The sequence below is a fragment of the Streptomyces sp. NPDC052114 genome (assembly GCF_040680155.1).
Lineage (GTDB): Bacteria > Actinomycetota > Actinomycetes > Streptomycetales > Streptomycetaceae > Streptomyces.
Genome location: NZ_JBFAWC010000035.1, coordinates 1 through 15473, shown reverse-complemented (window position 1 = coordinate 15473; position 15473 = coordinate 1). Strand labels below are relative to the sequence as shown.

Here is a 15473-nt window from a genome sequence, read left to right as displayed (position 1 = left end):
CAACGAGTTGCATAGAAGGATTCGGGCATGGCGCTTGAGCACGCGATTCTCGTCTCCCTGCTGGAGAAGCCGGGCTCCGGATACGAGCTGGCCCGGCGGTTCGACCGGTCCATCGGCTACTTCTGGGCCGCCACGCACCAGCAGATCTACCGCGTCCTCAAGCGCATGGAGGGCGACGGCTGGATCGAAGGCCGCGCGGTGGTGCAGCAGGACAGGCCGGACAAGAAGGAGTACTCCGTCGCCGCCCACGGGCGCACCGCGCTCTCCCAGTGGCTGCACGAGCCGATCGAACCGGAGAGCGTCCGCCACGAGCTCGCCGTGAAGATCCGCGGCGCCGCCTTCGACGACCCGGTCGCGCTGATCCACGAGGTCGAGCGGCACCGCCGGGCGCACGCCGACCGGCTCGCGCACTACCTCGCGGGGGAGCGGCGCGACTTCACCGGGCCCGAGGCCCCCGAGACGCTCGACGCCGCCGAGGAGCTCCAGCACGTCGTGCTGCGCGGCGGCATCGTGTACGAGCGCATGACGCTCGCCTGGCTCGACGACGTGATCGCCACCCTGCACCGGCTCGGCCCCGCACGCTGAGCCGCCGCGAGGCCGCCCGCCGCGCCCGCACCACCACCCTCCCTTCTCACCCCCCTCAGCCGGAAAGGCGAACCGCCATGGCCGACAGCCTGCTGTTCAACCCGAACACCTACGACCCGCAGCACTTCGACCCCGAGACCCGCAGGCTGCTGCGCGCCACCGTGGACTGGTTCGAGGCGCGCGGCAAGCGTCGGCTGATCGAGGACTACCGCTCCCGCGCCTGGCTCGCCGATTTCCTGGAGTTCTCCGCCAAGGAAGGCCTGTTCGCGACCTTCCTCACCCCGGCCGCCGCCGCGGACGGGCAGCAGGACAAGCGCTGGGACACCGCCCGCATCGCCGCCCTCAACGAGATCTTCGGCTTCTACGGGCTCGACTACTGGTACGCCTGGCAGGTCACCATCCTCGGCCTCGGCCCGGTCTGGCAGAGCGACAACGCCGCCGCCCGCGCCCGCGCCGCCGAACTCCTCTCCCAGGGCGAGGTGTTCGCCTTCGGCCTCTCGGAGAAGACGCACGGCGCCGACATCTACTCCACCGACATGCTCCTTGAGCCCGACGGGAACGGCGGCTTCCGGGCCACCGGCTCCAAGTACTACATCGGCAACGGCAACAAGGCCGGACTCGTCTCCGTCTTCGGCCGCCGCACCGACGTCGAGGGCCCCGAGGGCTACGTCTTCTTCGCCGCCGACAGCCGCCACGAGGCGTACCACCTGGTCAAGAACGTCGTCGACTCCTCCAAGTACGTCAGCGAGTTCCGCCTGGAGGACTACCCGGTGGCCGCCGAGGACGTCCTGCACACCGGACGTGCCGCGTTCGACGCCGCGCTCAACACCGTCAACGTCGGCAAGTTCAACCTCTGCACCGCCTCCATCGGCATCTGCGAGCACGCGATGTACGAGGCGGTCACCCACGCCCAGAACCGCATCCTCTACGGCCGCCCCGTCACCGCCTTCCCGCACGTGCGCCGCGAGCTGACCGACGCGTACGTACGGCTCGTCGGCATGAAGCTGTTCAGCGACCGCGCCGTCGACTACTTCCGCTCCGCCGGGCCCGACGACCGCCGCTACCTCCTCTTCAACCCCATGACGAAGATGAAGGTGACCACCGAGGGCGAGAAGGTCATCGACCTGATGTGGGACGTCATCGCCGCCAAGGGCTTCGAGAAGGACAACTACTTCGCCCAGGCCGCCGTCGAGATCCGCGGCCTGCCGAAGCTGGAGGGCACGGTCCACGTCAACCTCGCCCTGATCCTCAAGTTCATGGGCAACCACCTGCTGAACCCGGCCGCGTACGAGCCCGTCCCGACCCGCCTCGACGCGGCCGACGACGACTTCCTCTTCCGGCAGGGACCCGCCCGCGGCCTCGGCGCCATCCGCTTCCACGACTGGCGCGCCGCCTACGACGCGTACGCCGAGGTGCCCAACGTCGCCCGCCTCCGCGAGCAGGCCGACGCGCTCTGCGAGTTCGTGACCACCGCCGCGCCCGACGAGGAGCAGAGCCGCGACCTCGACCTGCTCCTGTCCGTCGGCCAGCTGTTCGCGCTGGTCGTGCACGGCCAGCTGATCCTGGAGCAGGCCCGCCTCACCGGACTGGACGAGGACGTCCTCGACGAGCTCTTCGCCGTCCTCGTGCGGGACTTCTCCGCGAACGCCGTCGAGCTGCACGGCAAGGACTCCGCCACCGAGGCCCAGCAGAACTGGGCCCTCGGCGCGGTCCGCCGCCCCGTCGTCGACGACGCCCGCTCGGCGCGCGTGTGGGAGCGTGTCGCGGCACTCTCCGGCACGTACGAGATGGCGCCGTAACCCACGCCGTTCGCCGCGGGGCGCCTCGTGACCACTGGTCCGGGGCGCCCCGCGGCTGTTGTCCTGGCGACGCGTGCGACCGCCGGTCGTCAGTTGTCAGTCGGCCGGCTCCGCGTGCGCCCGCCGCCGGAAACCGGTGGGGGTCTCACCCGTGTGGTGCCGGAAGAAGCGGGTGAAGACGGTCGTGCTGGGAAAGCCGAGCCGCTCGGCGACGGCGCGGGCGGGCAACCGCGTGTGGAGGAGCAGACGTTTGGCCTCCAGGATCAGGCGCTCGTCGATCACGGCCTTCGCGCCGCGCCCGACCGCCGCGTTGCTGGCCCGGGTCAGTGAGCGGACGCTGTAGCCGAGCCGGGCGGCGTAGTCCTGGACCTGATGGCTGCGCGTGAAATCCCGCTCGACGGCCGCCTGGAAGCGGACGAACGTCTCGTCCCCGGCTGCCTGCTTGCGGTGCCCGCCCGGGAGGTGGCTGAGCCGCACCACAAGGACCGCCAGGAGATGGCGGACCACGTCCACGTGGGCTTCCAGGGGCAGCCCTCCGGGCTGGTGGTACTCGTCCTCCAGCAACTCCAGCGTCCGCCGCACCGGCTCCTCGGCGCCGGGAGCGGGGGAGAGGGGCAGCCGCCAGGCCCTGCGGTCGAGTCGGGCCCGGCTGATGGTGGCCGGGTCGAGGAAGCTCGCCTGGAAGAGGACGACGGTCGCGGTGGCCGGGGGCCGGTGGCTCCCGTCGTCCGGCCAGCCGTCGTCCACCGCTGTGACCCGGAAGACCTGCCCCGGCCGCACCCACAGCCAATGGCCGCTCTCGATCACGCAGCCGGTCGTGTCCACCGAGCAGGGCAGGCGCCCCGAGCGGACGGTCACCAGCAGATGGAACCCGAGGCGTACGCGTGCCACGCCCGCGCCGTCGCCGAGCCGGGAGATCCGGGCGGCGAGCCCCCGCAGGTCGGTGACCTCCACTCCCGGCGGACCACCGGCGGTGGCGGGGAACGGGAAGTCCACGATGCCGTCAGGCTGTCCGTTTCTGCTCATGTCCTGCCCGACCTTATCTCTCCTCTCCGATGCCGGACCCCTAGCGTGAACAGGGAAGACATCGCGCAGCCGCTGCGTCCGACAGGTGCGGCGGGCTCCTGCGCGACTGATATTGAGCATGCCGGAGAGGCGGCCGGAAGGCGCCGGGAAGGCAGCCGGAGGGGCGGCCGGAAGACGGCCGGAGAGGCAGGACCTGTGCGACTGATCGTGGGCATGACCGGAGCGACCGGCGCAGTCATCGGCCTGAGGCTGCTGGAGCGCCTCGCCGCCGATCCGGGGATCGAGACGCACCTGGTGCTCAGCCGCTGGGCCCGCGCCACCATCGAGTTGGAGACGGGGCGGACGGTGCGGGACCTGTCCGGGCTCGCGGACGTCACCCACGGCCCGGACGACCAAGGGGCCGCCATCTCCTCGGGCTCCTTCCGCACCGACGGCATGGTCATCGTGCCCTGCAGCATGAAGACGCTCGCGGGCATCCGCACCGGTTACGCGGACGGCCTCGTGGGCCGGGCGGCGGACGTCGTCCTCAAGGAGGGGCGGCCGCTGGTCCTCGTGCCCCGCGAGACACCGCTCAGCGAGATCCACCTGGAGAACATGCTGGGGCTCGCGCGGATGGGCGCCCGCATCGTCCCGCCGATGCCCGCCTTTTACCACCACCCCCGCACCATCGACGACCTCGTCGACCACATGGTGACCCGCGTCCTCGACCAGCTCGGCGTCCCCGCACCCGACGAACGCCGCTGGACGGGCATGCGTGCCGCACGCGCCAACAGCCAGTCCCCGCAAGCCAACTGACGCAGCACCACATCCGCCCATTACCACCCGTGGTCATACCCAAGGAACCGCCATGCCCCAGAACACTCCGCCCCAGAACACTCCTCCCCTCGAATTCCGGGCCTTCGTCGAGCGGCTCCTCGCCGACGGCGACGCGGTGGCGATCGGACAGCGCGTCGATCCGCATCTCGAAGTCGGTGCGGTGACACGCCGCGCCTACGAGACGGGCGCGCCCGCACCGCTGTTCACCTCACTGACGGGCGCCGCCCCCGGTCACCGGATCCTGGGCGCCCCCGCGGGCCTGGGCGACCCGGGGAGCGGAACGCCGTACGGCAGGCTCGCCACCCACTTCGGCCTGCCGCGCACGTCCACCCCGCGCCACATCGTCGAGCACTTGGTCCGCGCCCTGCACGCGGATCCCGTCGCCCCCGTCGAGGTGGCCACCGGCCCCTGCAAACAGAACGTCCGCATCGGCGACGCGGTGGATCTGGAGGCCTTCCCGGTGCCGCTGCTCCACCAAGAGGACGGCGGGCGGTACTTCGGCACGTACGGCTTCCACGTGGTGCGCACCCCGGACGGCCGCTGGACGAGCTGGTCCGTGGCCCGCACGATGCTCCGTGACCGCACCACCCTGGTCGGCCCCGCGATGCCGCAGCAGCACATCGGCATGATCCGGAAGCTGTGGTCGGACCGGGGGGAGCACACTCCGTGGGCGATGGTGCTGGGCGCGCCGCCCGCGGCTCTCGCCGCCGCCGGGATGCCGCTGCCCGAAGGGGTGAACGAGGACGGCTACGTCGGTGCGCTCACCGGCACCCCGGTCGAGGTGGTCGGCACCGAGACCAACGGTCTGTACGTGCCCGCGAACTCCGAGATCGTACTTGAGGGATACCTCAGTCGCGACGAGACGGCGGACGAGGGTCCGATGGGCGAGTACCACGGGTACGCGTTCCCGGACGGCAAGCCGCAGCCGGTCTTCCACGTCGAGGCGGTGACGTATCGGGACGACCCGATCCTGCCGGTCTGCGCCGCGGGTCTGCCGCCCGAGGAGAACCACACCGTCTGGGGCACGATGATCTCGGCCGTGGCACTCGACGTACTGCGCGGGGCGGGACTTCCCGTCGATCTGGCCTGGTGCTCGTACGAGGCGGCTACCTGCTGGCTCGTGGTCTCGCTCGACCGTGCGCGACGCACCGAACTCGGCATGTCGTCGGGCGAAGCGGTGGCGCGCATCGCCGATGTCCTCTTCGCCTCGCACGCGGGCTGGCTGGTGCCCAAGGTGATCGTCGTCGACGACGACATCGACGTCACCGACATCCGCCAGGTCGTCTGGGCCATGGCCACCCGCAACCATCCGGAGACCGGCCACCACACCTTCCCGAAGGCCCCGGGCATCCCGATGGTCCCCTACCTCACCGCGGCGGAGGCCGCCGCGGCCCGGGGCGGGAAGGCGGTCGTCGACTGCCTGCTGCCGGCGGACTTCCAGTGCACGACGGCGTCCTTCCACACCTCGTATCCCCGCGAACTCCGGCAGCGGGTCGTGGCGAACTGGACGCGTTACGGCTATCCGGCTCGCTGACACGGGGGACAACCCCACCTGGCGTCGGGTGGGCAGCGGGATCGCCGCGGATGATCACGTCCGGAAGGCTGAGGGCCGGTCGATCACTTCAGCACCTCATCCCGTCGACTTCGTCGATCCCCTTCATTTCCCCTTCATTCCGTAGGAGTTGGCTCATGCGTGAGCAGACAGTGCAGGCGTCCGTCCGTCCGTCCGGGCGAAGGGGCGGCCGACGCAGAGCCGTACCGGCGGCAGCGGCGGCCGCGGCCGTGGCGGTGGCCGTCACGGCGCTGGGCGGCGTGGCGCCGTCCGATGCGTCCGCCGCCGCCCGGCCGGACGGCGTGCGCCAGGGCCTGAACGCGCTGGTGCACTCCGACGGGGTGCCCGCCGCGCTGGCGAGCGTGCAGGACAGGGCAGGCCGTAACCGCAGCTACACCGCAGGAGTCGGCGACCTGGCCACCGGCGCCGGGGTTCCTGAGGACGGCCAGGTGCGGATCGGCAGCAACACCAAGGCGTTCACCGCGGTGGTGGTGCTGCAACTCGTCGGTGAGGGAAGGATCCGCCTGGACAAGCCGGTCGACTTCTACCTGCCGGACCTCCTGCGCGGCAACGGCATCGACGGAGGCCGCATCACCGTCCGCAACCTCCTTCAGCACACCAGCGGGCTGCCCAACTACACGAAGTACCTCGACGAGGAGATCCGCCGCTACGAACCCCGGGAACTCCTCGACATCGCCCTCCGGCACGAGCCCGAGTTCGATCCGGGCGACGGATGGGCGTACAGCAACACCAACTACGTCGTCGCGGGCCTGCTCATCGAAAAGATCACCGGCCACTCCATTGCCGAGGAGATCGACAGACGCGTCATCAAGCGCATCGGGCTGCGCCACACCTACTTCCCTGCCCCCGGTGACGTGACGATCAGGGAACCCCACCCCAAGGGCTACTACCAGGACGCACCGGGCGCCCCGCTGCGCGACGGCACGGAACTCGACCCTTCCTGGGGCTGGGCGGCAGGCCAGATGATCTCCACCGACTCCGACCTCAACCGCTTCTACAGCGAACTCCTCGCCGGCCACCTCCTGGACGAAGACGAACTCGACGAGATGCAGACCACGGTCCCCGCGGGCTATCCCTTCCCCGAAGGCGCGCGCTACGGCCTCGGGCTCGTGAGCACGCCGCTGTCGTGCGGCGACGTCTACTGGGGCCACGGCGGCAGCACGACCGGCTACGAGACCCGGGGCGGCGCCAGGCAGCACGGTCGCGCGATGAACATCGCCGTCACGACCCAACCGGGCCAGCCGACGAAGCAGCGGATGGACACGATCCTCGACAGGGAGCTGTGCCGCTGACGCCAACGTCGACGGAAGCCTTCCGCCCTGCGGAGGAGTGGCGGTCCTGTCAGAGATGGGGAGGGCCCCGGCCACGGCCGGGGCCCTCCCCATCTTGTTGTGCGTCACGCCGCCGCGAGCCGCGTCAGACCATCGCGGGCTGCGGCTCCGGCTTCTGCAGGGGGCCTTCCGGCTTCGGGTCCCACATTTTCATGGTGCGTACGTAGAGGTAGATCACGGAGACCATCGACAGAATGATCAGCGGACCGAAGAGCCACGGAAGATCGGCCATTTGCACCGACAGATAGCGGTACGACACCAGGAGCGCGGTGAAGACCGTCGCACCATAGGCGACCAGCTGAATTCCGGAGCGCTCCCAGCCCCGGTCGAGCGCGCGCAGCCCCGCCTCGATCGTGAGCGTGAACACCACGCCGGCGACGATGTCCGCGCCGTAGTGGTAGCCGAATCCCAGCGTCGCGCCGAGCGTGGCGAGCAGCCAGAAAGTCCCCGCGTACCGCAGAACGCGCGGACCCCTGCGGGAATGTATGAAGATCGCGGTGGCCCACGCCGTGTGCAGACTGGGCATGCAGTTGCGTGGCGTGAGCTCGTCGTAGAGCATCGGCTCCGGCGGCGTGAGCGGCGGCGGGGTGTCCGGCCAGATGTTCGACACTGCCAGGTGCTCGGCGCCCGTGCCGAACGCCCCCCAGCCGTACGCGAAGATCGGCCCGACCACCGGGAAGATCATGTAGATGCCCGGCCCGAGCAGGCCGATCACCAGGAACGTACGCACCAGGTGATGCTTCGGGAAGCGCCGCTCGGCCGCCACATGACGCAGCTGGTACAGCGCCGCGGCGACCGCGGCGACCGCCAGCTGGATGTAGACCCAGTCGAGCACGTGGGCGCCGGTCGAGCCGGTGGCGCGGACGATCCGGCCGATCACCCACGACGGATTGCCCAGCGCGTGATCGGCGGTCGCCACGTACTGGTCGAGCACCATCGGGCGGGTCTTCGACGTGATCAGGAGCCAGGCGTCACCGGTCTTGCGGCCGGCCACCAGCAGCAGGCCGAGGCCCACGCCCTTCAGGAGCAGCACCCGCTCCTTGCCGGTGCGACGCGTGACGGCGATGACCGCGCAGCCCAGAATGACCCACAACGCGCCGTTGCCGAACATCATCTTGGCGTCGACGAGCCATCGCACAAAGAAAAAGACGAGGTCGATGCCGATCGCGGCGCCAATGGCGATGAAACGCTGCCGCCAGGTGAACACCACCATCATCAAAGCCATGCTGGCATACAGCAGCGGCCCTGATTTCGGGGCGAAAATCACCTCTTTCGCCTGGTTGGTGATCGGGCCCGGCATGCCGTAATGACGCGCGGCGATTTCCAGCGCGATCATAAAACCGAGGGTCACCACGCCCGCCGCGGCCCACAGCAGCACCCGCGGCCTGCGCCATACGGCGGTCGTATCTCTGGGATTTATTCGCGAAAGCACCCGCGACGCCTTAGATCTCAATTGTCTGACCGATTTGTTAGGGGTTATTTAAGTAAGTCACTCTTCGTGCTAGATAGCCCCTTTCCCGGCACAAGACGGGCGATGCGGGCGATCGTCGTGAGTCGGATCATGCTATCCGAGGGCTGCGGGTGGGTTCGCGGGCCATGGCAGCGGCCGTGGGACACGGCTTGCCGAAACAAGGGGGACGTCAGGTACGCGTGCTGTTGACGACGTGGGGGTCGCGCGGGCGAAGGCGCTCGAAGCCCGTGGACAAATCACTGGCGGTACCGGCCCTCGCGGATGAACATGACGCACATGAGTGACCAACCCGCGCGATGGACCCAGGCGACCGTCTACCCCGACATGTGGGCGGACCCGGACAAGGACCCCCGCAACAGCGAAGGAACCAGCCCGGACGGCGAACTCGCCACACTGGACGACTTCCTGGCGAACTACCGCCTGACCCTGCGGATGAAGTGCGAGGGCCTGAGCCCGGAGCAGCTGGCCCGTCGCTCGGTGCCGCCGTCGACGATGTCCCTGCTCGGCCTCCTCCGCCACCTCGTCGAGGTGGAGCGCGACTGGCGCAACTGGATCGCCGACGGCGATCCGCTGCCGAGGGTGTACGGCCCGAAGGACGCGGACTTCGACGGCGCGGTCGCGGACCGGGCCGTCGTCGACGCCGCGTACACCGACCTGGAGCGCGAGCAGACCGCGCTGGACGCCGCGTTGGCCGGGCATCCCGACCTGGGCGAGCGGCTGGGCAAGGACGGCGTCTCGGTGCGGGAGCTCATGGTCCACCGGATCGAGGAGTACGCCCGTCACTGCGGGCACGCGGACCTGCTGCGCGAGTGCGTCGACGGCCGCGTCGGGCAGTGACGCAGTAGGCGGCGGCCCGACCGCCCGCGCCGGCCTCGCCCCCGACCACCGGGCGGTCGAGGCCGGCCGGTACTTCGGTACGCCACCGCGTACGCCATCCTGCGCAGCGCCCCCTTCCCGAACCGTGTCCATCGACACGCCCTGCGCCTCATCCGCCCCGCCCTGCCCCCTCCGTCGCCGGGCACCCCCACAAAGGGCCGATCGGCCCCGGGGTGCGCCCGGTCAGTCCCTGTCCGGCGTGCCCGGCAGGGCCGATGCTCGACACGAGAGGGGGAGGGCGACTGCGGCAGGAGGTCCGCGATGAAGGACTCGGCCCCGGGCAGGGACGCGGAGGACCTGGCCCCGGCGACGTACACGGGCGGGGATACGGACAGTGACGGCGAGCGGACGCCGTCCCGGGCGCGCGCACCCCGCGCCGTGCACGCCCTGCTCGCCGACGGGACCACGGCCCGCATCCGCCCCGTCCGCCCCGGCGACCGTGCCCCACTCCGGCAGCTGTACGCGCACATGCCCCCGGAGAGCCTTCGCCCGAGGTACCTCGGGGGGAGCCGCCCGTCCGCCGCGCAGGCCGTCGACCGCGCCTGCGCCCCACCCCGCCCCGGGCGCCGCGCGTTGCTCGTCGAGACCGGGGGCCGGATCGTGGGCGTGGGCGAGTACGAGCGGACACAGGAGACGGCTGCGGCGGGCACCGCTCGGCCGCCCCGTTCCACCACCGCCGAGATCTCCCTCGCGGTCGCGGAGGGCCTGCGGCACCGGGGCATCGGCACGCTGCTCCTGGAGCACCTGGTCTCGGCCGCCCGCGCCGACGGCATCACCGCGTTCACCGCCGACGCGCTCGCCGACGACAAAGAGATCCTCAAGGTAGTCGCCGGCCTCGGACTGCACACCGCCCGGCACTTCGAGGGCCCCGAAGTGCACTGCACCATCCGGCTCGACGAGGAAGCCGACGGCGCCGGACCCGAGAACGAGACGTACCTGACGGCCGTCGAGACGCGCGGGCGGGCGGCCGGAGTGGCGAGCCTGCGCCCCCTCCTGCGGCCCGAGTCGATCGTCGTGATCGGGGCCGGGCGCAAGGCGGGCTCGGTCGGCCGGGCGGTCCTGCGCAACCTGCGCACCGGCGGCTACAACCGGCAGCTCTACGCCCTCCACCCCACCGCCACCTCGCTCCTGAGCGTCCCGTGCCACCCCTCGGTGGCCGCGCTGCCGCAGGTGCCCGACCTGGCGGTGCTCGCGGTCCCCACCTCGCTCCTCGCCGCCACCGCCGAGGAATGCGGGAAGGCGGGCGTGCGCGCGCTGGTCGTCATCACGAGCGGCCTCGGCCCCGCACAGGCACAGGCGCTGCTCTCCGCGTGCCGTGGGTACGGCATGCGTCTCGTGGGCCCCAACTCCCTGGGCGTGGCCACCATCGACGCCGATCTCTCCCTCGACGCGACGTTCGCCGCCGGGCACCCCCGGCCCGGCATGACGGGCGTCGCCGTCCAGTCCGGGGGAGTGGGCATCGCGATGCTCCACGGCCTCTCCCGGCTCGGCCTCGGCATCTCCAGCTTCGTGTCGCTGGGCGAGAAGTACGACGTCAGCAGCAACGACCTGCTCCAGTGGTGGGAGAGCGACGGCGTCACCGACCTGGTGCTGCTCCACCTCGAATCCTTCGGGAACCCACGCGCCTTCTCGCGCACCGCCCGCCGGGTGACCCGGCGGATCCCCGTGCTCACCGTCGACGTCGGCCGCACCAGGGAAGGACGGCGGGCCGCCGCCCTGCACTCCGCCGCGGCCGCGACACGGACCATGACGCGGCAGGCCCTCTTCACCCAGGCGGGCATCATCGCCACGCGCAGCATCGGTGAACTCCTCGGCACCGCGGCCCTGCTGCACTCCCAGCGCGCCCCCGCGGGCCGACGTGTCGTCGTCGTCACCAACGCGGGTGGCGCGGGCGTCCTCGCCGCCGACGCCTGCGCCGAGGCCGGACTCACCCTCCCGAAGCTCCCCGTCGAGGTCGTCGACGACCTCAACGGCATCCTGCCCAAAGGCGCGACCACCGCCAATCCCGTCGACGCCCGCGCCGACGTCACCGAGGATCAGCTGGGGCGCTGCGTGGACCGGCTGGTGCGCGACGGCTGCGCCGACGTCGTCCTCCTGGTCCTCGTCCCCACCGCGGTCGCCGCGGCGACCGGCGACGATCTCCGCCGGGCCCTCACCTGCGCCCCCGGCCGTCGCTCCCGAACGGTCGCCGCGGTCCGCCTCGACCAGGAGGCCTCCGTCCGACTGCTCCCGTGCGCGGGCAGCGGCTCCGTCCCCTCGTACGCCGATCCCCAGATGGCCGCCTGCGCCCTGGCGCACGCGGTCCGCCGCGCCGAGTGGCTGGCCCGGCCACCCGGCACCGTCCCCGACCTCGCGAACGTCGACACGTCCCGCGCCCGCGCCGTGGCCGATGCGCACCTGGCCGCCCACCCCGACGGCGGCTGGCTCGGCCCGCGCACCTGCGCGGAACTGCTCGGCTGCTACGACATCCCCCAACTGCCCTGGGCCTGGGCCGAGACGGAGGACGACGCGGTCATCGCCGCCGAACGGCTGCGCAGGCCCGACGGCCGCATCGTCATGAAGGCGCACTGGCCGGGCCTGCTGCACAAGAGCGAACAGCGGGCCCTCCACCTCGACCTGCAGGGCGACACCCAAGTGCGGGCGGCGTTCCGGGACTTGTCGACCCGCTTCGAGGGGCTGCTCACCGGCGTCGTGATCCAGCCGCTGGCCGAACGCGGCACGGAACTGTGCGCCGGCGTCGTCCAGGACGACGTGTTCGGGCCACTGGTGCTGTTCGGCCTCGGTGGCACGGCCACCGAAGTGCTCGCCGACCAGGCGGCCCGGCTCGCCCCGCTCACCGACCTGGACGTCCACGACCTGATCACCGCGCCGCGCTGCGCCCCGCTGCTCTTCGGGCACGGCGGCAGCGGCCCGGTCGACCTGGAGGGCATCGAGCAACTGCTGCACCGGCTCTCGCGCATGGCCTGCGACCTGCCGCAGCTCACCGAGGCCGACCTCAACCCCGTCCTGGCGTGGCCGGGCGGCGTCACGGCACTCGACGTGCGCGTACGCCTCCTGCCGCGCGACGCCCCCGACCCCTATCTGAGGCGACTGCGCTGACCCCGAGACCGAAAGGAGACATCCGCCATGACCGGCAGGATGCTCGTCGCCTACGCGACGAAGAACGGGTCCACCGCGGAGATAGCCGGCACCATCACCAGGACCCTCCGCGAGGAGGGCATCGAGACCGACCTGCGTCCGGTGGTCTACATCGGAGGCATCGAGGAGTACGACGGCGTGGTGCTCGGCAGCCCGCTCTACGCGGGGCGCTGGCACAGGGACGCCCGCAGGTTCGCCCGCCGCCGGCGCCGGGCGCTGGCCGCGAAGGAAGTGTGGCTCTTCAGCAGCGGACCGCTGGACGCCTCGGCGAGCGAACGGGACATCGCCCCCGTGCCCGCCGTGCACCGCATGCTCACGGCGATCGGCGCCCACGAGCACGTCACCTTCGGCGGCTGCCTGAAGGACGGTGCCAAGGGGCACATCGCCCGCATGATCCTGCGGTCCGGCAAGGGCGGCGACTTCCGTGACTTCCAGCAGATCGGCGACTGGTCCCGGCGCGTGGCCGCCGCGCTGAAAGGCGAGCTCGCGGGCCGCGCGGAGGGGTACTGACGCCATGGGCGCCCGGCCGTGCACCCGGGTCCGGGGATGGCGCTGGCGGCGCAACCCGCTGCGCCGCCGCAGCGACGTCGTCGAGGCGTGGACCACCCTGGTCCTGGGGGCCGTGACAGTGGTCGGCGCGCCCCTGGCGGGAGTCGTCGCAGGCTCCGCCACGTACGACACCGCCGCGGCGAGGGCCGAACGCCAACGGGCCGAACGTCACGTCGTGCGGGGCACCCTGATCCGCGACGCCCCGCCGCCCGCGATCGGCGCGGACGGCAGCGAGGTCCGCGGCACCCGTCTGGTGACGGTCCGCTGGACCGACCGCGACGCCACGACACACGCCGCCAGGACCCGCACCGCCACGGTCAAGGCCCCGGCCGGTGCCCTCGCGGGCAGCAAGGCCGACGTGTGGCTCGACGCCCGGGGCCGGGTCACCCCGGCGCCCCTCGACGAGGACGAGCTGTGGGGCGCCGCGACGGCCGCGGGAGTGGGGGCGGTGTTCATGGTGTCGGCCGTCGGCGGAGGGACGTGGCTCGCGGTGCGGGTGTTGGCCCAGCGCCGCAGGATGGCCGAGTGGGACCGGGCGTGGGAGCTGACAGGACCGCGGTGGAGCGGCCGCAGGACGTGAGGCGTCGGGGGAGACCGAAGCGGCCGGGGCCCTCGGGGATCAGACGGCGACGAGGGCCCCGGCAGAAACAGGAACACGCGGAGAAGGAGCCGGAAGAATGAGTAACACGACCATGCTGAGCGCCCTGCCGACGGTGCACCGCGAGCGCCTGATGAGGATCGCGCGACAGGTGTCCTTCCCGGCCGGAACCCGCCTCTTCGAGGAGGGCGGGCACGCCGACCGGTTCTGGATCGTCCGCACCGGATCGGTCGTGCTCGACATGCACGTCCCCGGCCGCCGCTCGCCCGTGATCGAGACGCTCGGCCACGGCGAACTCGTCGGCTGGTCCTGGCTGTTCCCGCCCTATGTGTGGCAGCTCGGCGCGTCGGCGCAGAGCCCGGTGCGGGCCGACGAGTTCGACGCGCAGGCGGTCCGGCTGATGTGCGAGGACGACACCGCCCTGGGCGCGGTCGTCGGCCAATGGGTCGGCCGGGTCCTCGCACACCGGTTGCAGGCCGCCAGGATCCGCCTGCTCGACCTGTACGCGCCCTACGGCAGCGGAGACGGCGTACGAGGCTGAGGGTGCCCGGCACGGACGTCAGCGCCGCCAGAACAGATGGTGGGTCACACCACTGGGGCTGGGCACCACGTCGAGGTGGTAGCGGTCGAGCAGCTCGTCGGGCGACTCCCAGAGGCGGATGCCCGAACCGAGCGTCACCGGCGAGACGGCGACGTGCAGGGTGTCGACGAGGTCGGCGTCGAGGAACTCCCGGACCGTGGTGGCTCCGCCGCCGAGGCGGACGTCCTTGCCCTCGGCGGCCTCACGCGCCTGCTTGAGGACGTCGGCGGGGGAGCCGTCGACGAAGTGGAAGGTGGTGTCGGAGAGCGTGAAGGACGGACGGTGATGGTGGGTCATGACGAACACGGGGGTGTGGAAGGGAGGTTCGTCGCCCCACCAGCCCTGCCACTCGTGGTCGGTCCAGGGCCCGCGCTGGGGGCCGAACTTGTTGCGGCCCATGATCTCGGCGCCGATGTTGTGGGTGAAGTCGCGCGTGAGGTAGTCGTCGAGGCCGCGGCTGCCGCCGGGGTCGGTGCGACCGGGCCAGCTCGCCGTGGCGCCCGCCCAGGAGAACATGGTCCTGGGATCGGCGTGGCCGAACGGCCGCTTGAGGCTCTGGCCCTCCCCGGCGCCGAATCCGTCCTGCGAGACGGTGAAGTTCTGCACCCTCAACAGCTGTGACATGTGATTCCTCCATTGCGGTCGACGACGATGAGACTGCCGGGGCCGCGAGAACTCATCGGCGAGGGATCCGACGTGCGTCGATCGGGCTGAAGTGACGCGATCGCGGTGGCCGGGCGGGTCTCGGGGCCGCGCACGGACAACGTACATCCGTCATCCGGGCGGCTCCCGGTCACGACGCGAGGACGGCGCGCGCATGATGCCCCGGTCCGGCTCCAGTGGGCCGCGGGAGCGCTGAAACCCTCGTGAAACCGCGCTGAATCCGTCGTGCCACACCGTCTGCGGCATGACAACGACGACCTCTCCGCCGCCCGCCATCGAGGCCAGGGGGCTGCGCAAGGCCTACGGGGACAAGGCGGTCCTCGACGGCATCGACCTGGTGGTGCCGGGCGGGAGCATCTTCTCCCTGCTCGGTCCGAACGGCGCCGGCAAGACCACCGCCGTCAAGATCCTCTCCACGCTCGTCACCGCCGACGCCGGTGACCTGCGCGTCGGCGGCCACGACCTGGC

General features: G+C 71.6%; 14 protein-coding genes. 11 read left to right on the top strand and 3 right to left on the bottom strand.

Annotated elements, in window-relative coordinates; genetic code table 11:
• Positions 1 to 27 precede the first annotated feature (27 nt).
• Both AB0L89_RS40225 and AB0L89_RS40220 read left to right on the top strand, forming a co-directional pair.
• Entirely contained in the window at positions 28 to 585 is a 558-nt protein-coding gene (locus AB0L89_RS40225; RefSeq protein WP_365152804.1) for a PadR family transcriptional regulator, read from the top strand.
• A gap of 77 nt (positions 586 to 662) precedes the next feature.
• A complete protein-coding gene (locus AB0L89_RS40220) occupies positions 663 to 2384 on the top strand; it encodes an acyl-CoA dehydrogenase family protein (RefSeq protein WP_365152802.1) in 1722 nt (573 codons plus the stop codon).
• Positions 2385 to 2480: 96 nt separating this feature from the next.
• Here AB0L89_RS40220 and AB0L89_RS40215 read toward each other — a convergent pair whose 3' ends face one another.
• Positions 2481 to 3410: an AraC family transcriptional regulator gene (locus AB0L89_RS40215; RefSeq protein WP_365152800.1), complete on the bottom strand. Its 930-nt coding sequence runs from the start codon at positions 3408 to 3410 to the stop codon at positions 2481 to 2483.
• A gap of 195 nt (positions 3411 to 3605) precedes the next feature.
• On the opposite strand from AB0L89_RS40215, the gene AB0L89_RS40210 reads away from it, so the two are divergent.
• The 3 genes from AB0L89_RS40210 to AB0L89_RS40200 all read left to right on the top strand — a co-directional run bounded on the left by AB0L89_RS40210 (position 3606) and on the right by AB0L89_RS40200 (position 7091).
• Positions 3606 to 4205, top strand: coding sequence for a non-oxidative hydroxyarylic acid decarboxylases subunit B (locus AB0L89_RS40210; RefSeq protein WP_365152798.1), 600 nt, complete (start codon positions 3606 to 3608; stop codon positions 4203 to 4205).
• Between the two features lie 52 nt (positions 4206 to 4257).
• Positions 4258 to 5760, top strand: coding sequence for a UbiD family decarboxylase (locus AB0L89_RS40205; RefSeq protein WP_365152796.1), 1503 nt, complete (start codon positions 4258 to 4260; stop codon positions 5758 to 5760).
• Positions 5761 to 5915: 155 nt separating this feature from the next.
• Positions 5916 to 7091 (top strand): serine hydrolase domain-containing protein, encoded by a 1176-nt coding sequence (locus AB0L89_RS40200; protein WP_365152794.1) that lies wholly within the window; start codon positions 5916 to 5918, stop codon positions 7089 to 7091.
• 124 nt (positions 7092 to 7215) lie between these two features.
• On the opposite strand, the gene AB0L89_RS40195 is transcribed toward AB0L89_RS40200, so the two are convergent.
• Positions 7216 to 8562, bottom strand: a complete 1347-nt coding sequence (locus AB0L89_RS40195) for a phosphatase PAP2 family protein (RefSeq protein WP_365152792.1) — start codon at positions 8560 to 8562, stop codon at positions 7216 to 7218.
• A gap of 306 nt (positions 8563 to 8868) precedes the next feature.
• Between AB0L89_RS40195 and AB0L89_RS40190 the strand changes: the two genes are divergently transcribed.
• The 5 genes from AB0L89_RS40190 (at position 8869) to AB0L89_RS40170 (ending at position 14303) form a co-directional block, all read left to right on the top strand.
• Positions 8869 to 9438: a DinB family protein gene (locus AB0L89_RS40190; RefSeq protein WP_365152790.1), complete on the top strand. Its 570-nt coding sequence runs from the start codon at positions 8869 to 8871 to the stop codon at positions 9436 to 9438.
• Positions 9439 to 9738: 300 nt separating this feature from the next.
• Positions 9739 to 12576 (top strand): GNAT family N-acetyltransferase, encoded by a 2838-nt coding sequence (locus AB0L89_RS40185; protein ID WP_365152788.1) that lies wholly within the window; start codon positions 9739 to 9741, stop codon positions 12574 to 12576.
• A gap of 27 nt (positions 12577 to 12603) precedes the next feature.
• Positions 12604 to 13125: a flavodoxin domain-containing protein gene (locus AB0L89_RS40180; RefSeq protein WP_365152786.1), complete on the top strand. Its 522-nt coding sequence runs from the start codon at positions 12604 to 12606 to the stop codon at positions 13123 to 13125.
• 4 nt (positions 13126 to 13129) lie between these two features.
• Complete coding sequence (locus AB0L89_RS40175) at positions 13130 to 13744, top strand: hypothetical protein (RefSeq protein ID WP_365152784.1); 615 nt, start codon at positions 13130 to 13132, stop codon at positions 13742 to 13744.
• A gap of 97 nt (positions 13745 to 13841) precedes the next feature.
• Positions 13842 to 14303, top strand: coding sequence for a cyclic nucleotide-binding domain-containing protein (locus tag AB0L89_RS40170; RefSeq protein WP_365152782.1), 462 nt, complete (start codon positions 13842 to 13844; stop codon positions 14301 to 14303).
• Between the two features lie 18 nt (positions 14304 to 14321).
• Here AB0L89_RS40170 and AB0L89_RS40165 read toward each other — a convergent pair whose 3' ends face one another.
• On the bottom strand, positions 14322 to 14966 hold the full coding sequence (locus AB0L89_RS40165) for a dihydrofolate reductase family protein (protein ID WP_365152780.1): 645 nt from the start codon (positions 14964 to 14966) through the stop codon (positions 14322 to 14324).
• A gap of 283 nt (positions 14967 to 15249) precedes the next feature.
• Here AB0L89_RS40165 and AB0L89_RS40160 point away from each other — a divergent pair.
• Positions 15250 to 15473, top strand: a 224-nt coding sequence (locus tag AB0L89_RS40160; RefSeq protein WP_365152778.1) for an ATP-binding cassette domain-containing protein, incomplete at its 3' end; no start/stop codon positions are given.